General features: G+C 65.2%; 15 protein-coding genes. 7 read left to right on the top strand and 8 right to left on the bottom strand.

Translation table 11 applies throughout. From position 1 onward, the window contains the following. Positions 1–570: 570 nt before the first annotated feature. From YWC_RS0110140 to YWC_RS0110125, 4 genes are all read right to left on the bottom strand, one after another. Positions 571–1,584, bottom strand: a complete 1,014-nt coding sequence (locus tag YWC_RS0110140) for a S49 family peptidase (RefSeq protein WP_027865259.1) — start codon at positions 1,582–1,584, stop codon at positions 571–573. A gap of 27 nt (positions 1,585–1,611) precedes the next feature. Beyond that, positions 1,612–1,986 (bottom strand): Rieske (2Fe-2S) protein, encoded by a 375-nt coding sequence (locus YWC_RS0110135; RefSeq protein WP_027865258.1) that lies wholly within the window; start codon positions 1,984–1,986, stop codon positions 1,612–1,614. Between the two features lie 2 nt (positions 1,987–1,988). Then, entirely contained in the window at positions 1,989–2,648 is a 660-nt protein-coding gene (locus tag YWC_RS0110130; protein WP_027865257.1) for an HAD-IIIA family hydrolase, read from the bottom strand. 125 nt (positions 2,649–2,773) lie between these two features. Further along, entirely contained in the window at positions 2,774–3,763 is a 990-nt protein-coding gene (locus YWC_RS0110125) for an RluA family pseudouridine synthase (protein ID WP_156923591.1), read from the bottom strand. Positions 3,764–4,437: 674 nt separating this feature from the next. Between YWC_RS0110125 and YWC_RS0110120 the strand changes: the two genes are divergently transcribed. From YWC_RS0110120 to moeA, 4 genes are all read left to right on the top strand, one after another. After that, positions 4,438–7,488 (top strand): Rne/Rng family ribonuclease, encoded by a 3,051-nt coding sequence (locus YWC_RS0110120; protein ID WP_027865255.1) that lies wholly within the window; start codon positions 4,438–4,440, stop codon positions 7,486–7,488. Positions 7,489–7,733: 245 nt separating this feature from the next. Continuing rightward, complete coding sequence (gene chrA, locus YWC_RS0110115; protein ID WP_027865254.1) at positions 7,734–9,053, top strand: chromate efflux transporter; 1,320 nt, start codon at positions 7,734–7,736, stop codon at positions 9,051–9,053. Further along, positions 9,046–10,155, top strand: coding sequence for a GTP 3',8-cyclase MoaA (moaA, locus tag YWC_RS0110110; protein ID WP_027865253.1), 1,110 nt, complete (start codon positions 9,046–9,048; stop codon positions 10,153–10,155). Before chrA ends, moaA begins: the two co-directional genes overlap by 8 nt. Positions 10,156–10,167: 12 nt before the next feature. Then, entirely contained in the window at positions 10,168–12,039 is a 1,872-nt protein-coding gene (moeA, locus tag YWC_RS0110105) for a molybdopterin molybdotransferase MoeA (RefSeq protein WP_027865252.1), read from the top strand. Positions 12,040–12,047: 8 nt separating this feature from the next. On the opposite strand, the gene YWC_RS0110100 is transcribed toward moeA, so the two are convergent. The 4 genes from YWC_RS0110100 to YWC_RS0110085 are packed head-to-tail and all read right to left on the bottom strand — an operon-like array spanning position 12,048 to position 17,406. Further along, positions 12,048–13,367: a DNA recombination protein RmuC gene (locus tag YWC_RS0110100; RefSeq protein WP_027865251.1), complete on the bottom strand. Its 1,320-nt coding sequence runs from the start codon at positions 13,365–13,367 to the stop codon at positions 12,048–12,050. A 3-nt stretch (positions 13,368–13,370) separates the two neighbouring features. Continuing rightward, positions 13,371–13,775 (bottom strand): group II truncated hemoglobin, encoded by a 405-nt coding sequence (locus YWC_RS0110095; protein WP_027865250.1) that lies wholly within the window; start codon positions 13,773–13,775, stop codon positions 13,371–13,373. 58 nt (positions 13,776–13,833) lie between these two features. Further along, on the bottom strand, positions 13,834–16,365 hold the full coding sequence (locus YWC_RS0110090) for an ABC transporter permease (protein ID WP_027865249.1): 2,532 nt from the start codon (positions 16,363–16,365) through the stop codon (positions 13,834–13,836). Between the two features lie 9 nt (positions 16,366–16,374). Beyond that, a complete protein-coding gene (locus YWC_RS0110085; protein WP_027865248.1) occupies positions 16,375–17,406 on the bottom strand; it encodes an adenosine deaminase in 1,032 nt (343 codons plus the stop codon). A 590-nt stretch (positions 17,407–17,996) separates the two neighbouring features. Between YWC_RS0110085 and YWC_RS0110080 the strand changes: the two genes are divergently transcribed. The 3 genes from YWC_RS0110080 (at position 17,997) to YWC_RS0110070 (ending at position 22,974) form a co-directional block, all read left to right on the top strand. Next, complete coding sequence (locus YWC_RS0110080; protein WP_027865247.1) at positions 17,997–19,919, top strand: PrkA family serine protein kinase; 1,923 nt, start codon at positions 17,997–17,999, stop codon at positions 19,917–19,919. 249 nt (positions 19,920–20,168) lie between these two features. Further along, positions 20,169–21,440 carry a YeaH/YhbH family protein gene (locus tag YWC_RS0110075; RefSeq protein WP_027865246.1) on the top strand — a complete coding sequence of 424 codons (1,272 nt, stop codon included), beginning with the start codon at positions 20,169–20,171 and terminating at the stop codon, positions 21,438–21,440. Between the two features lie 10 nt (positions 21,441–21,450). After that, complete coding sequence (locus YWC_RS0110070; RefSeq protein ID WP_027865245.1) at positions 21,451–22,974, top strand: SpoVR family protein; 1,524 nt, start codon at positions 21,451–21,453, stop codon at positions 22,972–22,974. Positions 22,975–23,173: the final 199 nt, after the last annotated feature.

Here is a 23,173-nt window from a genome sequence, read left to right as displayed (position 1 = left end):
TGATGCCGTACACGATTCATCGACAAGTTGTTCGACACTCCTACTCGTTCGGCCCTTCGCTGAAAAAAAAACTCAGCTACTATGGCCTCTGCTGACTTCTCGCTCCGTGTCGCCACGTCGCCCTTTCAGGCATGAGGCGAGATCTCCCCAAGGTAAGAACGCACTCCTTCCCTGCACAACCGCCGGATTTACGCCACTTCTCCTTGACCACGAGAGCTTCGCGGATCATTGCCCGCTCGCCCTGCTCGGTAGCGCCTTGTATCCGGTTCTTGTCCATCGGCTCGCAGTTTCGCTCCACGCTTCCTCCCCACGCTCGGTCGCCCTTACGCAGTTGCGCTTCACTTCGCTCGCTGTGGTCAGCTTACGGCGGGACTTGCACCCGCAAGAGTGCGCCCATGCTGGGCGCACAATGAAAACGACGGCCGAGGCCGTCGTTTCCACTTCCTGAGAAGGATCACTACTGTGAGGAATTGAATTCTCTCGAAGCTGCACCTGGTGTGCAGTTGGGTTGCGGCTCTCGAGTCGCACCACCTCAATATAGAACATGTTCCGCAGGATGCAAGCAAAATATCAACGAAGCTGCGGAACAGCTCCCTTGTAGGCGGCCTTCACGGCACCATTGCCCACCGCCGCGCCGAATTTCTTCAGCACACGCTCCGGCAAGCCCTCGTGGGCGGTGTAGTCGACGATGTCCTCGGCCTTGACGATGTCGCGCGCCACGGTGTCGACGGTGCCGTAGCCATCGGCCAGACCCATCGCCACTGCGCGTTCCCCGGTCCAGTACAGACCGGAGAAGGTTTCCGGGGTTTCCTTCAGGCGCTTGCCGCGGCCGGCGCGCACCACCGAGATGAACTGCTGGTGGATTTCGTTCAGCATCGCCTGGGCGTGCGCCTTGTGCTTGTCGGACTGCGGGCTGAACGGGTCGAGGAAGCCCTTGTTCTCGCCGGCGGTGAACAGGCGCCGCTCGACGCCCAGCTTTTCCATGGTGCCGACGAAGCCGAAGCTGTCCATCAGCACGCCCACCGAGCCGACGATCGAGGCCTTGTTTACATAGATGCGGTCGGCCGCCGAGGCGATGTAGTAGCCGCCCGAGGCGCAGATCTCGTCCACCACCACGTACAGGGGCTTGTCCGGGTAGCCTCGCTTGAGGCGCTGGATCTCGTCGACGATGATGCCGGCCTGCACCGGACTGCCGCCCGGGCTGTCGATGCGCAGCACCACCGCGGCCGAACCGGCGTCGGAGAAGGCCTTGTTCAGCGAGGGAATCACGGTGTCGGCCGCACCGCTGCCTTCGGCTTCGATCTCGCCGTTGATTTCGATCAAGGCCGTGTGGCGGCCCAGGTTTTCGTCGCCGCCGAAGCCGATGCTGGAATCGTAATAGGTTACCAGCGCCAGGATCGCGACCAGCAGGAAGCTCAGCTTGAAGAAGATGCCCCAGCGGCGCGCGGCGCGGCGTTCCTGCACGGTGGCAAACACCAGTTTTTCGAGGGTCGCGCGTTCCCAGTTGCCGATGCTGGGGTCGGCGGCAAGCCGCTTGTCGGCCTGGCTGGAAGGATCGTGGTCGTGACTCGCTTGCTCGCTCATTCGCTCAACATTCCGGTTTCGATATTCTTACACTGTAGGCGCTTGCACCATCTCGTCGGGCTGCCACCAGATGCCGCCACCCCGTTCGCTCACGGCGATCGGCCGCAGCCGGCCGCCGCGGCAAGGGCCGCCGGCGCACTTGCCGGTGTCCGGCTGGTACACCGCCCCGTGGGTCGCGCACATCAGGTACAGCCCGCTCGACTCGAAAAAATCGCCCTGCGACCAGTCGAGTTCGATGGGTACGTGCGCACAACGGTTCAGGTAAGCAAATGGTTTACCCGCATAACGTACCACAAAGCCGGTCGCCGGATGCCCAAAGGCAATAACCGGGAAGCGCACACCCTTGCCGCCGTCGAGCAGCGCGGATGCTTCGCACACGAACAGGCTGCCATCGTCGGTCATCGTTATGCGTTTTCCAGCAGCCAGGTGTGCAGCTCAGGGATCGAGCGGGCCGAGAAGATCGGCTTGCAGGCCTGCAGCTGGTGCACCGGATGGGCGCCGAATTCGACCGCGATACCGGCGGCGCCGGCATTGTTCGCCATCATCAGGTCGTGGGTGGTGTCGCCGATCATCACGGTGCGGCGCAGGTCCTGGCCCAGTTCGCGCGTCAGTTCCTGCAGCATGGCCGGGTGCGGCTTGGAGAAGGTCTCGTCGGCGCAGCGGGTGGCGTCGAACATGGCCAGCAGGCCGGCCGCGTTCATGGCGCGGTTCAAGCCCACGCGGCTCTTGCCCGTGGCCACTGCCAGGAAGTAGCCCTGCTGCGCAAGATCGGTCAACATCTCCCGAACTCCCTTGAACAGCACCAGTTCGTGGTCCTTCGTCAGGAAGTGGTAGCGGTAGCGCTCCACCATGCGCGGGTACAGCACCGGGTCGATGTCCGGCAGCACCGCTTGCATGGCTTCGGACAGGCCGAGGCCGATCACGTGCGAGGCCGAGGCATCGCTCGGCACCGGCAGCCCGAGGTCGCGGGCCGCCGACTGGATGCAGCGGACGATCGCCGCCGTGCTGTCCATCAGCGTGCCGTCCCAGTCGAAAACGATCAGGTCAAATTGCTTTCTTGGCATTGTATGTTTTGTTTTTCGTAGGGTGGACGGCTCTGCCGTCCGCGCGTTCAACTCGGGCATGAATGAACGTAGCGGTCATTCATGCCATGTTTGGACGCGCGGACGGCGAAGCCGTCCACCCTACATTATGTAAGTGGTTGCCCCAAGCTTACCAAGAATCGGTCGCACTCGGCCGGCAGCGGCGCGCGCAAGGTCAGCGGCTGGCCGGTGTCCGGATGGGTGAAGGTGATCTGGTAAGCGTGCAGGAACATGCGCTTGAGCGCCCCGCGCTCGGCAGTTGCCTTCTGAAGCTGCTTGTTCAATGCAAAATCGCCGTATTTCTCGTCACCGAGGATCGGAAACCCGCTCGAGGCCAGGTGCACGCGGATCTGGTGCGTGCGTCCGGTCTTGAGTTCGGCTTCGAGCAGGGCGAAGTCCTTCCACTTGCGCTTCAGGTTGAACACCGTGTGCGCTTCCTGGCCGCCGGCCTGCACCACCACGCGGCGCTCGCCGTCCGGCGTCGTGAATTTATGTAAAGGGAGCTTTACATGCTGGCGCTTGTTGGTCCAGTCGCCAGGCACCGCGGTGAGGTAGCGCTTGTCGGTCACGCCGTCGCGCATCTGGTCGTGCAGGTTGGTCAAGGCCGACCTTTTTTTGGCGATGAGCAGCAGGCCCGAGGTCTCGCGGTCGAGGCGGTGCACCAGTTCCAGGAACTTGGCCTGCGGCCGCGCTGCGCGCAATTGCTCGATGACGCCGTAGGACACGCCCGAGCCGCCGTGCACGGCGACGCCGGCCGGCTTGTCGATGACGAGCAGGTGCGTGTCTTCGAACACGATCGGGAATTCGACTCCGGGCGTGGCCTGCTGGCTGGCCTTCTCGGCAATGCGGATCGGCGGAATGCGCACCAGGTCGCCTTCGACGAGGCGGTACAGCTGGTCGATGCGGCCCTTGTTGACCCGCACTTCCCCCGAACGGAGAATGCGGTAGATGTGGCTTTTCGGGACGCCCTTGCAGACACGCAACAGATAATTATCGATGCGCTGGCCGGCTTCTTCCTCGGTGATTGTCACGAACTGCGCCTGGATTGTCGGCTGTGATGAAGGGGGAACAACATCGTTCTGTACCACTGTTCGCATTGTCTTCCCAGAAATTCTCTCTAAGTCCTTCATTTTGAATATATAATCGACAGGCGGCGGTCAAACCTCTGCTGGTGTAAGAATTAAAACGATATTTTACACAGGGGCGCGCTCCACCGGCCCCGCCATGAGCAAATTCGGTGGAAAAAAACGTGTACGCACATTCAGGCGCGAATCAGGGTTGCACCTGCAGTTGCAATCGGGTTGGGTGGCTGGATGCAGGATGGACTGTTTGGATTTGTATGGATAAGTACCGGCAAGCCGCACCGTTCGCGGCTCGCCGGTTGATGGTGTCGATAACGCTTGTCGTTGTGGCCCGACCCGATGTCAGCCTCACCTGAAGGCTGAGCGTTACGGAAGGCTGATTGATCGCCTCGGTATCGAAGTCTTGGTTGTTCGCTGGCTACGGTTTGGCTCGTTGTTGCACACTGCCCCGCTGTCTCCGCCGTGCCCACCCCAACGTGGTGGCAGGCGGACCAGCTGCTGGTTGCGGCGTGCGTAGACAATGACGTTCGACTCCACTGCGCCCCGTGCGGCAGCGATGCATTGCGTCGCCCTGCCCCGTCCCGGGTATTCCCCCCTCCAGCATTCCTTCTCCGCGTACATTCCCTGTACTTTCGCCGCGCCTAACCAGCGCGGCATGACACGGCCTTCGGGTCGCGGAGTTAATAAAAATGAAACGCATGTTGTTTAATGCTACGCAGCAAGAGGAGCTGCGCGTAGCGATTGTCGATGGCCAGAAGCTGATCGACATCGATATCGAGACCGCCGGTCGCGAGCAACGCAAGTCCAATATCTACAAGGGTGTCATCACCCGCATCGAACCCTCCCTCGAAGCCTGCTTCGTTTCCTACGGCGAAGACCGCCACGGTTTCCTCCCCTTCAAAGAAGTTGCCCGTTCTTATTTCCGCGATGGCGTCGACGTGCGTAACTGCACGATCAAGGAAGCCCTCAAGGAAGGCCAGGAAATCATGGTCCAGGTCGAGAAAGAGGAACGCGGCAACAAGGGCGCCGCGCTCACCTCCTTCATCTCGCTGGCTGGCCGCTACCTGGTCCTGATGCCGAACAACCCGCGCGGCGGCGGCGTGTCGCGCCGTGTCGAAGGTGAAGAGCGCCAGGAACTGCGCGAAACCATGGACAAGCTCGACCTGCCGCAGGGCATGTCGGTCATCGCCCGCACCGCCGGCATCGGCCGCACGGTCGAAGAACTGCAGTGGGACCTGAACTACCTGATGCAGCTGTGGCGCGCGATCGAAGGCGCCGGCAAGTCGGCCGCCGGTCCCTTCCTGATCTACCAGGAAAGCTCGCTGGTGATCCGCGCGATCCGCGACTACTTCCAGCCGGACATCGGCGAAGTCCTGATCGACACCGACGAGATTTTCGACCAGGCGCAGCAATTCATGTCGCACGTGATGCCGGACATGGCGCACCGCGTGAAGCGCTACAGTGACGACGTGCCGCTGTTCTCGCGCTTCCAGATTGAACACCAGATCGAGACCGCCTACGCGCGCACCGTGCCGCTGCCATCGGGCGGCGCGATCGTCATCGACCACACCGAAGCCCTGGTCTCCATCGACGTCAACTCGGCACGCGCCACGCGCGGCTCCGACATCGAGACCACCGCCTTCAACACCAACTGCGAAGCGGCCGACGAAGTGGCCCGCCAGCTGCGCCTGCGTGACCTGGGCGGCCTGATCGTGATCGACTTCATCGACATGGAAGTGGCCAAGAACCAGCGCGAGGTGGAAACCCGCCTGAAGGAAGCCCTGCACCATGACCGTGCACGCGTCCAGATGGGCAAGATCTCGCGCTTCGGCCTGATGGAACTGTCGCGCCAGCGCCTGCGTCCGTCGCTGTCGGAAGGCTCGCACGTGACCTGCCCGCGCTGCTCGGGCACCGGCCACATCCGCGATACCGAATCCTCGGCCCTGCAAGTCCTGCGCATCATCCAGGAAGAGGCCATGAAGGAAAACTCGGCCGCGATCCACGTGCAGGTGCCGGTCGACGTCGCCGCCTTCCTGCTCAACGAAAAGCGCGGCGAAGTGCTCAAGATCGAGAACCGCCACCGCATCACCGTGATCCTGATCCCGAACAAGCATCTGGACACCCCGCACTACAAGCTCGAGCGCATCAAGCACGACGACCCGCGCCTGGAAGACGCCGCCGCCAGCTACACCATGGCGGAATCGGCCGAGACCGACATGGGCTTCGCCAAGCGCCAGAAAGAAGAAGCCAAGCCGCGCCAGGAAGCCGTGGTCAAGACCATCACCCCGGCCCAGCCGGCCCCGATGGTGGACCGCAGCGAAGCGGCCAAGCCGGCCAAAGCCGCCGCCCCGGCAGCCCCGGTCGCGGCTCCGGCGCCAGCCGCGCCGGCACCGAGCGAATTGGGTTTCTTCGCCCGCATCAAGCAGTTCTTCATGGGCGCCCCGGTCCCACCGGCGCCGGCACCGGCACCGGTGGTGGCTGAAAAGCCGGCAGGTTCGGCAAGCGCGGCGGCTGCAGCCGAGCGCGGCGAACGCGCCGGCCGCAATGGCCAGCGCACCCGCAACGGCCGCGGCGCCAAGGGTGGCCGTGACCGCGACGAGCGCGACCTGACTGCCAAGCTTGAAGAAGGCGCCAAGCCGGTGGAAGCCGAAGCCAAGCCGGCCCGCCAGCCGCGCGAGAAGCGTGAGCCGCGCGAAGCACGCGCACCGCGCGAGCCGCGTGAGCAGCTCGACACCGTAGCGGCCGCGCCGCGCGCCGAGCGCGAGCCGGGCGAACGCAAGGAACGTGCACCGCGTCCGCCGCGTGGCGAGCGCACCGAGCGCGCCGCCCAGCAGCCGGTCGAAGCCAAGGCGGAAGAGCTGAAGCTGCAGGCCGTCCCGGCCCCGAGTGACGAAAGCGAACTGTCGACCACCACCCCGCACGGCGACGTGCTGGACCACGCGGTGAAAGTGGCAGCAACGGGCGCCAATGGCGAGGACCTGGACGCCGAAGGCGGCGACGAGCCGCGCCGCCGCCGCCGCCGCGGTGGCCGCAACCGCAACCGCCGCGACCGTGACCAGGTCGAAGGTATGGAATCGCTTGAGGGCGTCGACGGCGCACCGGCCTTTACGCCGGTCGCCGACGAGGAAGCCGCCAAGGTCGCGGCCGAGGCCAAGTCTGCGCCGAAGGCGAAGGCTGCCGCCGAGCAGGGTCCGTGGCCCTTCCCGACCGCTGCATCGGTGGCTGCCAAGGCGAAGGCCGAAGCTGCTGCCGTGGCCGCCGCGGCTGCACCGGCTCCGGTTGCCGCGCCGGCACCGGTTGCCGAAGCTGCTCCGGCCGTGGCTGCGGCAGTGGAGCGTGGTCCGTGGGTCTTCCCGACCGCGGCTTCGATGGCCGCCCTGAAGGCCCCGGCCGCCCCGGCTGCAGAGCCGGCACCGGCGCCTGTGGCTGAAGCACCGGCTGCGCCGGTCGCTCCGGCTGCCCCGGTGGCTGCCGAGCCGGTGCAGGCAGCCCCGGCGCCCGTCGCCGCTGCTCCGGCTCCGGCACCGGCTCCGGCTCCTGCACCGAGCGCCGCGCCGATCGACATGAACGACCTGCTGTCCCAGGCCGGCCTGCAGCTCGCATCGACCGATCCGGAAAAGCTGCGCGCCGCCCAGGAAGCCGCCGCCCAGGCCAATCCTCCGCAACGCATCGGCCGCGCCCGCAAGCCGGTCCAGGTGCCGGTGGACGAGCCGCTGATCCAGGTGGATACGCGTCAGTAAGCACTTGCTGCTGATGTAGCGAAAAGGGAAGCCCACTGGGCTTCCCTTTTTGTTTGGCGTTCACGGTACGCCAGCAAAATTGGGTTCCGGCCTTCGCTGCAATGACGTGCTGTGGGCGGCCAAGAGTCAGCGTAAATCTCTGCACTAGCTATGAGACCGTCGTTCCCGCGAAGGCGGGAACCCAATTTTTGGAACCGAAGTCGCCCTGCAAACACCCCGTCACATTGCCGGGTTACGATAGCAGGATGCAAGCCCCCGCCCCCATCACCTTCCGCGAAGCCCTGCTCTACTGGCTCAAGCTCGGCTTCATCAGCTTCGGCGGCCCCGCCGGCCAGATCGCCCTGATGCACGCCGAACTGGTCGAGCGCCGCCGCTGGATTTCCGAGCAGCGCTTCCTGCACGCCCTGAACTACTGCATGCTGCTGCCCGGCCCCGAGGCGACCCAGCTGGCGGTCTACATCGGCTGGCTCCTGCACCGCACCTGGGGCGGCATCCTGGCTGGGCTGCTGTTCATCCTGCCCTCGCTGGTCCTCCTGACCGGCCTGTCCTGGATCTACCTCGCCTGGGGCCACCTGCCGGTCATCGCCGGCATCATGGCCGGCATCAAGCCGGCCGTGGTGGCGATCGTCATCGCCGCTGCCTGGCGCATCGGCACGCGCACCCTGCGCAACGGCATGCTCGCCGCCATCGCCGCGCTGGCCTTCGTCGCCATCGCCCTGCTCGACGTTCCCTTCCCACTGATCGTGCTGGCCGCAGCAACGGCCGGCCTCATTGGCGGCCGTCTCTGGCCGCAGCGCTTCCAGCCCGGCGGCGGACACCCGGCCGACCGCAAGCACTACGGCCCCGCCCTGATCGACGACGATACCCCCAGCCCGGCGCACGCCCGCTTCTCGCTGCGCGCCCTGGCCAAGGCCCTGCTCGCCGGCGTCGGCCTGGCGCTCGCCGCCTGGCTCGTGCTCGCCGCGGTGGTTGGCGTGGACGGGACGCTGGCGCGCATGGGCTGGTTCTTCACCAAGGCCGCCCTGATGACCTTCGGCGGCGCCTATGCCGTGCTGCCCTACGTGGTGCAGGGAGCGGTCGAGAAGTATGGCTGGCTCAGCGCCACCCAGATGATCGACGGGCTGGCGCTGGGCGAGACCACGCCCGGTCCCCTGATCATGATCGTGGCCTTCGTCGGCTTCGTCGGCGGCTGGACCCATGCGCTGTTCGGCCCGGATGCGCTGGCCCTGGGCGGCATCGCCGGCGCACTGGTAGCGAGCCTGTTCACCTTCCTGCCCTCGTTCGTCTTCATCCTGGCCGGCGCACCGCTGGTCGAGTCGGGGCGCGGCAACGTGCGGCTGACGGCACCGCTGACCGCGATCTCCGCCGCCGTGGTGGGAGTGGTCGCCAGCCTGGCCGTGTTCTTCGGCCAGCACGTGTTCTTCGCCGGCGGCCAGGTCCGGCCTGGGGCGATCGCCATTGGCGCCGCGGCCAGCATCGCCCTGCTGCGCTACAAGATCGGGCCGATCAAGCTGATCGCCGCCTGTGCGCTGGCGGGGGTCGTGCTATCGTATTGGCATGCCTGAAAAAATCATTCCGATTACCGACCTGCGCTCGCCCGCGATGGCGGTCCCGGGCGCGCCCGAAGCGCCAAGCGGCCTGCTCCTGGACGCCCTGGGCCGGCCGCTGCACGACCTGCGCATCTCGGTGACCGACCGCTGCAACTTCCGCTGCGTCTACTGCATGCCGAAAGAGGTCTTCGACAAGGACTACGCCTACCTGCCGCACGGCGAGCTGCTCTCCTTCGAAGAAATCACGCGCGTGGCGCGCCTGTTCATCGCCCACGGCGTCGAGAAGATCCGCCTGACCGGCGGCGAGCCGCTGCTGCGCAAGAACCTCGAACGCCTGGTCGGCATGCTGCGTTCCCTGGGCACGCCGAGCGGGCGCCCGCTCGACCTCACGCTCACCACCAACGGCTCGCTGCTGGCGCGCAAGGCCCGGGCCTTGAAGGATGCCGGCCTGGACCGCGTCACGGTCTCGCTCGACGCGCTGGACGATACGGTGTTCCGGCGCATGAACGACGTCGACTTCGCGGTGGCCGACGTGCTGCACGGCCTGGACGCGGCGCACGCCACCGGGCTGGGACCAATCAAGGTCAACATGGTGGTCAAGCGCGGCACCAACGAGGACCAGATCCTGCCGATGGCGCGCCACTTCAAGGGCTCGCCCTTCATCCTGCGCTTCATCGAATACATGGACGTGGGCGCCTCGAACGGCTGGAACATGGACGAAGTCATCCCTTCCGCCGAGGTGGTGCGCCGGATCGGGCTTGAATTGCCCCTCGCTCCGGTTGCCGCCAACTACAGCGGCGAGACCGCCGCCCGCTGGCGCTACCTGGACGGCAGCGGCGAAGTCGGCGTCATTTCCAGCGTCACGCAAGCCTTCTGCCACGACTGCACGCGCCTGCGCCTGTCCACCGAGGGCAAGCTCTACACCTGCCTGTTCGCCACCCGCGGCCACGACCTGCGCTCCCTGCTGCGCGGCGAACGCAGCGACGCGGACATTGCGGGCGCCATCGCCCAGCTGTGGCGCGGACGCGCCGACCGTTATTCGGAAACGCGCACCGTGGAGTCGTCGGGGCTGGCGCGCGGCGGCAAGAAGGTCGAGATGTCGTACATCGGCGGTTAATTTCGGGCTCACATGGACAAGAAACTCATCACGGGACTCATCCTGGCGGGCGGCCGTGGCTCGCGCATGGGCAATGTGGACAAGGGCCTGCAGCCCTTCCGCGGCAAACCGATGGCGCAGCACGCGATCGAGCGCCTGCTGCCGCAGGTCGGCTCGGTCATGGTCAACGCCAACCGCAACATCGACAGCTGGCTGGAGCTGGCCGCGCCGGTGTGGGCGGACGAAACGCCCGGCTTCGCCGGACCGCTGGCGGGCCTGGAAGCCGGCCTGCGCCACTGCGTCACGCCATGGCTGCTGGCGGTGCCTTGCGATTCGCCCTTCCTCCCGCCCGACCTGGCCGAACGATTGGCCGCCGCGGTCGAAGAAAACGATGCGGACCTCGCTTTTGCCGTCACCCAGGAACCGGGCATGCGGCCCCAACCCCATCCGGTGTTCTGCCTGGTGAAGGCGAGCCGGCTGCCGGTACTGTCGCAGTACCTGGCTGAGGGCGGACGCCGCATGGACGGCTGGTACAAGGACCTGAAGGCGGCCGAGGTGCTGTTCGAGGATGCCGACGCTTTCCGTAACATCAACACGCTGGAAGAACTGCAAGGCTTCGATGACACGCTGCCCTTGAGCCTGGCGAAGGTGACGAGCTGCCTGTCCGGCTACGATCCCGACGCCCTGCCCGTGCGCGACGCCCAGCGCATCATCCAGGAGTTCGTGCAGCCGGTGCGCGCGGTGGAAAAAGTCGCGCTGCGCGCCGCGCTCGGCCGCGTGCTCGCCAAGGACGTGATCTCGCCGATCAACGTACCAGCGCATGACAACTCGGCCATGGACGGTTTCGCGCTGCGCGGCGAAGACCTGCGCACCGACGCGCCGCTGACGCTGCGGGTGATCGGCACGACCTACGCCGGCAATGCTTCCGGTCTGGTTCCTGCCGCGGGCGAGTGCGTGCGCATCATGACCGGCGGCGTCATGCCCGAAGGCTGCGACAGCGTCGTGCCGCAGGAATTCGTCACCCAGGAAGGCGAGACCGTCACCCTGCCTGCCGGCGTGATCCGCGCCGGCGACAACCGCCGCTTTGCCGGCGAAGACCTGAAGGCCGGCAGCCCGGCCTTGAAAGCGGGCCGCGTGGTGCGCCCCGCCGATCTCGGCATGATCGCCTCGCTCGGCATCGCCGAAGTCGCGGTGCAGCGGCGCCTGCGCGTGGCATTCTTCTCGACCGGCGACGAATTGCGCTCGGTCGGCGAGCCGCTCGACGAAGGCTGCGTCTACGACAGCAACCGCTACACCATCTATGGCATGCTGCAGCGCCTGGGCTGCGACATCATCGACATGGGCGTGGTGCGCGACGACCCGCTGGCGCTGGAAGAGGCGCTGCGCTGCGCCTGCGAGAACGCGGACGCCATCATCACCTCGGGCGGCGTGTCGGTGGGCGCGGCCGACTACACCAAGCAGATCATGGCCAGGCTCGGCGACGTGACCTTCTGGAAGATCGGCATGCGTCCCGGACGCCCGCTGGCCTTCGGCCGCGTCCATTCGAACGGCCGCAGCGCCTTCCTGTTCGGGCTGCCGGGCAATCCGGTGGCGGTGATGGTCTCCTTTTACTTCTTTGCGCGCGAGGCCCTGCTGCGCATGATGGGCGCCGAAGCTCCGCTGCCGCTGCTGCGCGCGCGGTCAAGCGGCGCGATCCGCAAGAAGCCCGGCCGCACCGAATACCAGCGCGGCATCCTGGCGCCCGGCGCGGATGGCCAGCCGGAAGTGCGCATCACCGGCTCGCAGGGTTCGGGCATCCTGCGCTCGATGTCCGAGGCGAACTGCATGGTGGTGCTGCACGACGAGCAGGGCAATGTCGCGGCGGGCGACATGGTGGACATCATCCCGTTCGACGGTTTGATGTAACGGTCGGATCAATCCTCGGCATCGACGCGTTCGCCGCCGAGCATCAACTGCGCCGCCTCGCTCGGCAGCGCTTCCACCGACTTCAGCTTGCGCGCCATCTGGCGGCTGCGCACCTCGGCGCTTTCGATGTTCTTGGCGGCCTTCTCCAGCGTCGCCTTGGTGGTGGCCAGCACGTCGCCGAACTTGGTGAATTCGGTCTTCACCGCACCCAGCACCTGCCACACCTCGGACGAGCGCTTCTCCAGCGCCAGCGTACGGAAGCCCATCTGCAGGCTGTTGAGCAGCGCGCTCAGGGTCGACGGGCCGGCGATCGTCACGCGCAAGCTGCGCTGCAGGTCGTCGGCCAGGCCGGGACGGCGCATCACTTCGGCGTACAGGCCTTCGGTCGGCAGGAACAGGATCGCGAAATCGGTCGTCTGCGGCGGCGACACGTACTTTTCGCAGATCGTCTTCGCCTCCACCCGCACAGCGCGTTCCAATTCGGCGCCGGCGCGCGCCACGCCGTCGGCATCGGCCATCTCGGCCGCTTCGAGCAGGCGTTCGTACTGCTCCTTCGGGAACTTGGCATCGATCGGCAGCCACAGCGGCGGGCCGCCATCGACCACGCCGGGCAGCTTGATCGCGAACTCGACCCGTGCGCCGCTGCCCGCGATGGTCTCGACGTTCTTGGCGTACTGGTCATTGGTGAGGACCTGCTCGAGCAGCATCTCGAGCTGCACTTCGCCCCAGGTGCCGCGGGTCTTGACGTTGGTGAGCACTCGCTTGAGGTCGCCCACGCCGATCGCCAGCTGCTGCATCTCGCCCAGGCCCTGGTGCACCTTTTCCAGGCGCTCGCTGACCTGCTTGAACGATTCGGTGAGGCGCGTCTCCAGGGTCGCGTGCAGCTTTTCGTCGACGGTCTGGCGCATCTCCTCGAGGCGCTTGGCGTTATCGTTCTGCAGGTCGCGGATCTTGGTTTCCAGCGTGCCGCGCACCTCCAGCATGCGCTGGGCATTCGATTCGGTGAGCTGCGACAGGGTCAGCTGCAGGGTGTCGGCGAAGCGCTTGAGGGCGCGCGCCTGCTCTTCGCGGCCGGCGCTCGATTGCAGCTGCATCTGCTGGCGCATGCCGTCGAACTGCTGCACGGCCGCGGCATGGTACTGGCCCATGTGCCCCGCCACCTCCTGGCGCGTGGCCTGGGCGGTGGATTGCATCTCGAGCCGCAGCTCGCGTTCCAGGCGTTCGATGTGGCGGCCGTCGCCGTTGGCGCGCGCGCGCAACAGCAGCACCAGCTGCAGGGCGATGATCACGAGCGCAGCCAGCAGGATCAGGAGTTCGGCGATGTCCATGCGTCAGTCGGCCTTGTTCCGCATCCAGTCGGCGGTGTTGAAGAAGGACTGCATCAGGCGCATGCGCAGGTCTTCGTCGTAGCCCAGGTCTTCCATCGCCCAGGCCATGGCGCGCAGCCACTGGTCGCGCTCCTTGGTGCCGATGGCGAACCCTAGGTGCCGCGCGCGCAGGCGCGGGTGGCCGTAGCGCTCGACGAAGAGATCGGGACCGCCCATCCAGCCGGACAGGAACATGAACAGCTTGTCGCGCGAGCTGTCGTTGGGTTGCGGGTGCATCGCGTGGATGCCGGCGAATTCCGGTTCCAGCTGCATCAGGTCGTAGAAGCGGTCGACCAGTTCGCGCAGGCGCTCGGCGCCGCCCATCACCTCATAGAGGGTTTGTGCTTCGGGGGTGTTCGGTTCGGACATGCCGCCATGATAGCGCGCCGGGGTGGCCACTGACCACCCCGGCAATGCGTTGTTGCAATCAGGCTTCGCGCAAGGTCTGCAGCGGCGGCTGGCGCAGCACGCTGCGCAGCCCCAGCCAGCCGCCGACCAGCGCGCAGAGGGCTCCCACGACCACGCCGGCCAGCCATACCTGCGGCTCGAACTTCCACGGGAACTTGAACACGTACTCGGCCAGCACCCAGCCCATGGCCGCCGCGCCGGTCGCCGCCAGCACGCCGGACAGGCCGCCGACCAGCACGAACTCGATCCGCTGCGCCGTCGCCAGCTGTCCGCGGGTGGCGCCGAGCGCGCGCAGCAGGCCCGCTTCGCGAGTGCGCTCCGACTGCGATCCCATCAGGGCCGCATACAGCACCAGCACGCCGGAAGCGAGCGTGAACATGAACAGGAACTCGACCGCCACCACCACCTGGTCGAGCACCTCCTGCAGCTGGCGGATGATGCCGGAGACGTCGATCACGGTCAGGTTCGGATAGGCGCGGGTCAGGCTGTTGGTGAGATTCCCTGCGCTGCCAGGAAGGTGGAAGGCCGTCATGAAGCTCTTCGGCGCATTCGCCATCGCCTGCGGGTTGATGATGACGAAGAAGTTGGCGCGCATCGAGCCCCATTCGAGCTTGCGCAGGCTGGTCACCTTCGCCTCCACCGGCATCCCGGCCATGTCGAAGCGCATGACGTCGCCCAGCTTCAGGCCCAGCCGGGTGGCCAGGCTCTGCTCCACCGAGGCCTCGGCCACGCCCGGGCCATCCTTGTACCAGCTGCCGGCGACGATCTCGTTGGTCTCGGGCAGGTCCGCCACCGTCGACAGGTTGAACTCGCGCTCGGCCAGGCGGCGCGCTTCGCCGTTCTGGAAGCTGTTGCGGGTGAGCAGGTCGCCGTTGATGTGGGTCAGGCGGCCGCGGATCATCGGATACAGGAACACGTTCTGCACCCCGGCCCCGCGCAGCTGCTGCTCGACGCCCTGCGCCTGCTCGGGCTGAATGTTGATGATGAAGCGGTTCGGCGCATCCGGTGGCGTGGCCGTGCGCCAGGCCGCCATCAGGTCGCCGCGCACCACGGTGAGCAGCAGCAGCGCCATCAGGCCGAGCGACAGCGACACCACCTGCACCACGGTGGCGCCGGGGCGGCGCTGCAGCGAGGTGATGGCGAAGCGCCAGCTCTGGTTTTTCGAGGCGCCGCGCAGCTGCCGCAGCAGGCGCAGGCCGAGCCAGGCGACCAGCGCGAACAGGCCCAGGCCGCCGAGGAAGCCGCCGGCCGTCATCAATGCCAGCTTGGTGTCGCCGGCCTGCCACAGCAGGAGCGCCAGGAACACGCCGACGCCGAGGCCATAGGTGGCCAGCGCCAGCGGCTGCGGGCTCGCCGCTTCGCGCCGGATGACGCGGTTGTGCGGCACGTTGCGCAACTGAAGCACCGGCGGCAGCGCGAAGCCGACCAGCAGCAGCAGGCCCGTGGCGATGCCTTGCAGCGCTGGCAGGGGCGAGACCGGCGGCAAATCGGGCGGCAGCAGGTTGCCGATCATCTGGATCAGGATGAAGTGGGCGCCGAAGCCGACCGCCACGCCCAGTATGCTGCCGGCCAGGCCGACGATGGCGAATTCGATCAGGTAGAGCGCGCCGACCTGGTTCTGGGTCATGCCGAGGCAGCGCAGCATGGCGCAGGCGTCCAGGTGGCGCTGCATGAAGCGGCGCGCCGCCATCGCGACCGCCACCGCGGCCAGCATCGCCGAGAGCAGGCCGACCAGCGACAGGAAGCTGTCGGCGCGGTCGAGCGTGGCGCGCATCTCGGGGCGGCCGTTCTCGAGCGTCTCGATGCGCACGCCACGCACGTTGCGCGTGGCGATGTCGGCGCGCAGCCATTTCTCGAAGGCCGCCACGCCGGACATGTCATTCTTCGAGGTCGAGGCCACCTGCAGCCGGTAGGTGACGCGCGAGAACGCGTCCACCAGCCCGGTGGCCGGCAGGTCCTGCAGCGACAGCATCACGCGCGGCGCGAAGTTGGAGAAGCCCGCGCCCTTGTCAGGTTCGGTGGCGATCAGCTGGGCGATGCGGAACTGCTTGTCGCCCAGCTGGATGCTGCCGCCCACCCCGGTGCGCAGCGCCGGCAGCAGGTTGGCGTCGACCCAGACGGTGCCGGGCGCCGGCGTGTCCCGGGTTTTCTGTCCGATGGCGCGGCTGGCGTCGTCGGGGTCGGTAGAGATGCTGAGCTGGCCGCGCAGCGGGTAGCCGTCCGACACCGCTTTTACCGCGGACAGCTGCGCCATCGAGGCTTCGCCCTCGCCGGCCTGCGCCATGCTCTGGAAGGCGGCCGTTTCGGCGACCAGCAGGCCGCGCCGCTTCGCCTCCTCTTTCCAGCGCTGCTGGATCGGATCGTCGGCATTCACCAGCAGGTCGGCGCCCAGCAGCTGGTGCGCGTCGCGGTTCAGGCCGGCGCGCATGCGGTCGATGAAGAAGCCGACCGAGGACAGCGCCGACACCGCCACGATCAGGGCCACCAGCAGGAAACGCAGCTCGCCCGCGCGCCAGTCGCGCCCGGTCATGCGGAGGGATTGGATGAGCATCGTGTCCTCTTATGCGGCTGCCGTGTCAGCGGGAATCGCCTGGGCGAAGAACGCGTCCACCTCGGCCAGGAAGGCGCGCTTGCGCTCGGGGTCGAGGAAGGAGGCGGCGAAGCTGTTGCGGGCCAGCTGGCGCGCATGGCCGGCATCGAGCGGCAGCGCCTCGAAGGCGGCGATGAAGTTGTCGTTCATGTAGCCGCCGAAGTAGGCCGGATCGTCCGAATTGACGGTGGCGGCCAGGCCGGCGTCGAGCAGCTCGCGCAGGTTGTGGCTGCCCATCACGTCGAACACGCGCAGCTTGATGTTCGACAGCGGGCAGACGGTCAGCGCCATGCCCTCGCGCGCCAGGCGCTCGGTCAGTTCGCGACTTTCGAGGGTGCGCACGCCATGGTCGATGCGCTCGACCTTGAGCACGTCGAGCGCGCTCTCGATGTAGGCCGGGGGGCCCTCCTCGCCCGCATGCGCCACCAGGCGCAGGCCGAGCTGGCGCGCGCGCTCGAACACGCGCGCGAATTTCTCGGGCGGGTGGCCGACCTCGGACGAGTCCAGGCCGACGCCGATGAATTTGTCGCGGTAAGGCAGCGCCTCCTCCAGCGTGGCCAGCGCTTCTTCCTCGGACAGGTGGCGCAGGAAGCACATGATCAGGGTCGCGCTGATGGGACTGTCCTGGCAGGCGCGCCAGATGCCGGTGATGACAGTCTCGAAGTGCACGCCGCGCGCGGTATGGGTCTGCGGATCGAAGAAGATCTCGGTGTGTCGGACATTGTCGGCATGCGCACGGGCCAGGTAGGCGGCGGTCATGTCGTAGAAATCCTGCTCGGTCAGCAGCACGCTGGCGCCGGCGTAATAGATGTCGAGGAAGGACTGCAGGTCGCTGAAAGCGTAGGCCTGGCGCAACGCCTCGACCGAGGGGTAAGGCAGCGATACACCATTTCTTTGTGCCAGCGCAAAGATCAGCTCGGGTTCCAGCGAACCCTCGATGTGGATGTGTAATTCTGCCTTCGGCATGTTCTGCAGGATATTGCGTAGTTGGGGATGCAGCATGATGTTCTCCGGCGCTGGTCTGTGTTCGATGGGACGTGGCCGACAAGTGTAACGCAAGCCCGTCCGCCCTCTGTGCCATAGGCGAAAACAGGTGGGCCGTATTGACGGTTTGCGTGCGCCACAGCTTGAGCATATCGTGCACTATCGGCTCACAAAGTTGATATTTAAGCAGCCTGAAGCGGGCCGAATCGAACCGCTTCCGAACCGTGAAAAAGGGGAGGTTTCAGGGAGCATTTTCAGTGCTCGCCAAGCCCTTCAAAAACGGACTTTTCTTATACGGTTCAAGCACTTGTATATGCAGTACCTGCGCGCACGACACTGCTTTGACTTCGGGAACTAATAGGCACATAATAAATTTCACAAACGCAAAAAAGACGCCCTCCAACCGACGGGAGACCGGACCAGCCACATTCGGCTCCGTCCGGGACGACAACAAGAAAATCGCAGCATCCACGGCCCCGTCGATCCCGGTGCCAGGTGCGGGCGACCGACAAGGAGTACGCCAGATAAAGACCGGGGCCTGAGGCAGCCCTTGCACAGTCGGCTGCCATGACGTGATCGTTGTTCGTACACAAGGAAGGACATTCGAAATGAGCATCTTTGACAACTACACCGCCCGCTACGAGCGTACCCGCGAAGAGGAATACTCCATGTCGGAGTTCCTCGCACTGTGCAAGAAAGACCCCCTGACCTATGCCAGCGCGCCCGAGCGCATGCTCGCGGCCATCGGCGATCCGACCCTGATCGACACCCGCCTCGACCCGCGCCTGTCGCGCATTTTCGCCAACAAGGTGATCAAGGTCTATCCGGCCTTCCGCGATTTCTACGGCATGGAAGAAGTGATCGAACAGGTCGTTTCCTACTTCCGCCACGCGGCCCAGGGCCTCGAAGAACGCAAGCAGATCCTCTACCTGCTCGGCCCGGTCGGCGGCGGCAAGTCGTCGATCGCGGAAAAGCTCAAGAGCCTGATGGAACACGTGCCCTTCTACGCCATCAAGGGTTCGCCGGTGAACGAATCGCCGCTCGGCCTGTTCAATGAGGAAGAAGACGGCACCATCCTCGAAGAGGACTACGGCATCCCGCGCCGCTACCTGCGCGCCATTCCGAGCCCATGGGCCGTCAAGCGCCTGCACGAGTTCGGTGGCGACATCAACAAGTTCCGCGTGGTCAAGCGCTACCCGTCGATCCTGAAGCAGATTGCGGTCTCCAAGACCGAACCGGGCGACGAGAACAACCAGGACATTTCCTCGCTGGTCGGCAAGGTCGACATCCGCAAGCTCGAAGATTACGCCCAGGACGATCCGGACGCCTACAGCTACTCGGGCGGCCTGTGCCTGGCCAACCAGGGCCTGATGGAATTCGTCGAGATGTTCAAGGCGCCGATCAAGGTGCTGCACCCGCTGCTGACGGCCACCCAGGAAGGCAACTACAAGGGTACCGAAGGCTTCGGCGCGATTCCTTTCGAGGGCATCGTGCTGGCGCACTCGAACGAATCCGAGTGGAAGACTTTCCGCAACAACCGCAACAACGAGGCTTTCCTCGACCGTATCTACATCGTCAAGGTGCCCTACTGCCTGCGCGTGTCCGACGAGATCAAGATCTACGACAAGCTGCTGTACAACTCCTCGCTCGACAAGGCGCCCTGCGCACCGGGCACGCTGCGCATGATGGCGCAGTTCGCGATCCTGTCGCGCCTGAAGGATCCGGAGAACTCGAGCATCTATTCCAAGATGCTGGTGTACGACGGCGAGAACCTGAAGGACACCGACCCCAAGGCCAAGTCGATGCACGAGTACGTCGACTATGCCGGCGTGGACGAAGGCATGAACGGCCTGTCGACCCGCTTCGCCTTCAAGATCCTGTCCAAGGTCTTCAACTTCGACAACACCGAAGTGGCGGCCAATCCGGTGCACCTGCTCTACGTGCTCGAACAGCAGATCGAGCGCGAGCAGTTCCCGCCGGAGACCGAGCAGCGCTACATGTCCTACATCAAGGAACACCTGGCGCAGCGCTACGTCGATTTCATCGGCAAGGAAATCCAGACCGCCTACCTGGAGAGCTATTCGGAATACGGCCAGAACATCTTCGACCGTTACGTGACCTTCGCCGACTTCTGGATCCAGGACCAGGAATTCCGCGACCCGGACACCGGCGAGAGCTTCGACCGCGAATCGCTCAACGCCGAGCTCGAGAAGATCGAGAAGCCGGCCGGCATTTCGAATCCGAAGGATTTCCGCAACGAGATCGTCAACTTCAGCCTGCGTGCGCGGGCCACCAATGCCGGCAAGAATCCGGCCTGGACCAGCTACGAGAAATTCCGTAGCGTGATCGAGAAGAAGATGTTCTCGAACACCGAAGAACTCCTGCCCGTCATTTCCTTCAATGCGAAAGCGAGTGCCGAGGATGCCAACAAGCATGCCGACTTCGTGGCCCGCATGGTCGAGAAAGGCTACACGCCGAAGCAGGTACGCCTGCTGTGCGAATGGTACCTGCGCGTGAGGAAATCCTCCTGACACGGCGCCGGCGCACGCTACGAAAAAATGGCGTGCGCCGTACACGCGATTGCGCTGCGTATTAAGATAGACCTATCGAGGTTCCGCCAGTCGCCAGTCCGCCCGCAACGCATCGGCGGCTCGAAGAACCGTCGCGAGCGGCGGCAGTTGCGGTCGAGAAGCGCAACCGTACAAACGTACGGTGAGCATCGCAGACCGCAAATGCAACGCGCAGCAGGTTCTTCGAGCCGCCACCACCGGAGGCTAGTTTTGACTTATCTTATTGACCGTCGCTTGCAGGGCAAGAACAAGTCCGCGGTCAACCGCGAACGCTTCCTGCGCCGCTACAAGGCGCAAATCAAGGACGCGGTCGGCCGCGCCATCAAAGGCCGTTCGATCACCGATATCGAGAACGGCGAGAAAGTCACGATCCCCGTCAAGGACGTGAACGAACCCCATTTCGGCCATGCCCATGGGGGCGTCTGGGAAACCGTCAACCCGGGCAATACCGAATACCAGAAGGGCGACCAATTCAACCGCCCGCGCAGCGGCGGCGGCGGCGCCGGGCGCGGGCGCGCCGGCAACAGCGACCAGACCACCGAGGACGATTTCATCTTCGAACTGTCGCGCGAAGAATTCATGAACTATTTCTTCGAGGATCTTGAGCTGCCGAACATGATCAAGACGCAGCTCAGCCAGACCATCGAGTACAAGAACCAGCGCGCCGGCTACAACGTGTCCGGCACGCCCTCCAACATCCACGTGCTGCGCTCGCTGCGCGGCGCGCTCGGGCGCCGCATCGCCGTCGGCGGCCCCGCCAAGCGCCAGCTGAGGGAAGCCGAGGAAGCACTGCAGGCCCTGTTCGACGAAGGCGCGCCTTCCGACGACGAAGGGGTGATCGAGCTGAAGGACAAGATCCACCATCTGCACATCCGCCTCAACGCGATTCCCTTCATCGATCCCTTCGACCTGCGCTATTCGAACCGGATCAAGGTGCCCAAGCCGAGCACCTCGGCCGTGATGTTCTGCATCATGGACGTCTCCGGCTCGATGGACGAAACGCGCAAGGACACCGCCAAGCGCTTCTTCATCCTGCTCTACCTGTTCCTCAAGCGCGTCTACGAGAAGATCGAGGTCGTCTTCATCCGTCACCATACGGCCGCGGCCGAGGTCGACGAGAACGAGTTCTTCCATTCGCGCGAGTCGGGCGGCACCGTGGTGTCCTCGGCCCTGCACCTGCTGCAGAAAGTGCTCACCGAGCGCTACGGCAGCGCGGACTGGAACGCCTACGTGGCCCAGGCCTCGGACGGCGACAACTGGGACAACGACTCGGTGCTGTGCAAGCAGATCCTGAACAACGCCATCATGCCGCGGGTCCAGTACTACACCTACGTCGAGATCACCGACGGTCCGCCGCAAAACCTGTGGGAGCAGTATTGCGAGGTGGCCGACCACCACAAGAATTTTGCGATGCAGAAGATCGTCACCCCGGCCGACATCTACCCGGTCTTCCGCGAGCTGTTCAAGAAGCAGCCAAAGTAAGAGGCCCGCCATGCCAAGAGACCCCAACAATCCGCGCGCCCTGCCCGACCAATCGGAGTGGACCTTCGACCTGATCGAACAGGCGCACGAGGAAATCAAGCGGGTGGCCAAGCGCTACGGCCTGGACACCTACCCCAACCAGCTCGAGATCATCACCGCCGAGCAGATGATGGACGCCTACACGTCCGTCGGCATGCCGGTGTCGTACAACCACTGGTCGTTCGGCAAACACTTCCTGACGACCGAAAAAAGCTACAAGCGCGGCCAGATGGGCCTTGCCTACGAGATCGTCATCAACTCGAATCCCTGCATCGCCTACCTGATGGAGGAAAACAGCCTGACGATGCAGGCCCTGGTCATTGCCCATGCTGCCTACGGGCACAATTCCTTCTTTAAAGGCAACTATCTTTTCCGCACCTGGACCGATGCCGACGCCATCGTCGACTATATGGTCTTCGCGAAGAACTATATTGCCGAGTGCGAACAGCGTTACGGCATCGACGCGGTCGAGGAGTTGCTCGACTCCTGTCACGCCCTGCAGAACTATGGCGTCGACCGCTACAAGCGGCCGGCCAAGCTGTCGGTGGCGCAGGAAACCGCGCGCCAGAAGGAGCGCGAGGAATACGCCCAGTCGCAGGTCAACGCGATCTGGCGCACCCTGCCGCTGCGCGAGGAACAGGTGACGAGTACGGCGCCGAGCCGCTTTCCGCCGGAACCGGAAGAAAACCTGCTCTACTTCATCGAGAAATACGCGCCGCTGCTCGAACCCTGGCAGCGCGAGCTGGTGCGTATCACGCGCAAGATCTCGCAGTACTTTTATCCACAGCGCCAGACCCAGGTGATGAACGAAGGCTGGGCCACCTTCTGGCACTACACCATCCTGCAAGACCTGTACAAGGAAGGCATCGTCGGCGACGGCTTCATGCTGGAGTTCCTGCAGAGCCATACGAACGTCGTCTACCAACCGCCGGCAACCAGTCCTTACTACAGTGGGATCAACCCGTATGCGCTTGGTTTCGCGATGATGACCGACATTCGTCGCATTTGCGAAGACCCCACCGATGAAGACCGCGCCTGGTTCCCGGACATCGCGGGCAGCGACTGGATCAAGACCCTGGACTTCGCGATGCGCAACTTCAAGGACGAGAGCTTCATCGCCCAGTACCTGTCGCCCAAGCTGATCCGCGAATTCCATTTCTTTGCCGTGCTCGATGACGACCGCAGCGACAAGCTGACGATCTCGGCGATCCACGACGAACAGGGCTACCGCTACGTGCGCCACAAGCTGGCCGAGCAGTACAACATCGGCAGCCGCGAGCCGAACATCCAGGTCTGGCAGGTGAATACCCGCGACGACCGCGCCCTGACCCTGCGCCACACGCAGTTCAACCGACGGCCGCTGAACCAGCAGGCGCAGGAAGTGCTCAAGCACGTCGCGCGCCTGTGGGGGTTCGATGTCAGGCTGGAAACAGTGGACCCGAGCGGCCACGTCGTCAGCTTCCTCGAGTGCCGCCGCGAGAAGCGCGGCCGCTGAAGGCCGCTTCATCCTTGCCGAAGGCCCGGCAGCGGCCACCCGGCGGCTGCCCTTCCCTCTGGGCCAGGCGGCCTGCCGAGTTGGAATGGCAGCGGCCGCGCCAGGCTTGTCCAGCGCAAGGTGCCGGCGCCGATTCCTGGCGCCGGGCGGCGCTACGGCAAGCCGAGCCATCCCTCTAAAATTTTTACGTACTCAGCCG

The sequence above is a fragment of the Massilia alkalitolerans DSM 17462 genome, from assembly GCF_000427785.1.
Lineage (GTDB): Bacteria > Pseudomonadota > Gammaproteobacteria > Burkholderiales > Burkholderiaceae_D > Telluria > Telluria alkalitolerans.
This window is presented reverse-complemented; position numbering and strand designations above follow the sequence as displayed.

Excerpts from the sequence above, each read along its gene's own strand:
- YWC_RS0110140 (WP_027865259.1), bottom strand. The coding sequence starts at position 1,584 with ATGAGCGAGCAAGCGAGTCACGACCACGATCCTTCCAGCCAGGCCGAC.
- YWC_RS0110135 (WP_027865258.1), bottom strand. The coding sequence starts at position 1,986 with ATGACCGACGATGGCAGCCTGTTCGTGTGCGAAGCATCCGCGCTGCTC.
- YWC_RS0110130 (WP_027865257.1), bottom strand. The coding sequence starts at position 2,648 with ATGCCAAGAAAGCAATTTGACCTGATCGTTTTCGACTGGGACGGCACG.
- YWC_RS0110125 (WP_156923591.1), bottom strand. The coding sequence starts at position 3,763 with ATGCGAACAGTGGTACAGAACGATGTTGTTCCCCCTTCATCACAGCCG.
- YWC_RS0110120 (WP_027865255.1), top strand. The coding sequence starts at position 4,438 with ATGAAACGCATGTTGTTTAATGCTACGCAGCAAGAGGAGCTGCGCGTA.
- chrA (WP_027865254.1), top strand. The coding sequence starts at position 7,734 with ATGCAAGCCCCCGCCCCCATCACCTTCCGCGAAGCCCTGCTCTACTGG.
- moaA (WP_027865253.1), top strand. The coding sequence starts at position 9,046 with ATGCCTGAAAAAATCATTCCGATTACCGACCTGCGCTCGCCCGCGATG.
- moeA (WP_027865252.1), top strand. The coding sequence starts at position 10,168 with ATGGACAAGAAACTCATCACGGGACTCATCCTGGCGGGCGGCCGTGGC.
- YWC_RS0110100 (WP_027865251.1), bottom strand. The coding sequence starts at position 13,367 with ATGGACATCGCCGAACTCCTGATCCTGCTGGCTGCGCTCGTGATCATC.
- YWC_RS0110095 (WP_027865250.1), bottom strand. The coding sequence starts at position 13,775 with ATGTCCGAACCGAACACCCCCGAAGCACAAACCCTCTATGAGGTGATG.
- YWC_RS0110090 (WP_027865249.1), bottom strand. The coding sequence starts at position 16,365 with ATGCTCATCCAATCCCTCCGCATGACCGGGCGCGACTGGCGCGCGGGC.
- YWC_RS0110085 (WP_027865248.1), bottom strand. The coding sequence starts at position 17,406 with ATGCTGCATCCCCAACTACGCAATATCCTGCAGAACATGCCGAAGGCA.
- YWC_RS0110080 (WP_027865247.1), top strand. The coding sequence starts at position 17,997 with ATGAGCATCTTTGACAACTACACCGCCCGCTACGAGCGTACCCGCGAA.
- YWC_RS0110070 (WP_027865245.1), top strand. The coding sequence starts at position 21,451 with ATGCCAAGAGACCCCAACAATCCGCGCGCCCTGCCCGACCAATCGGAG.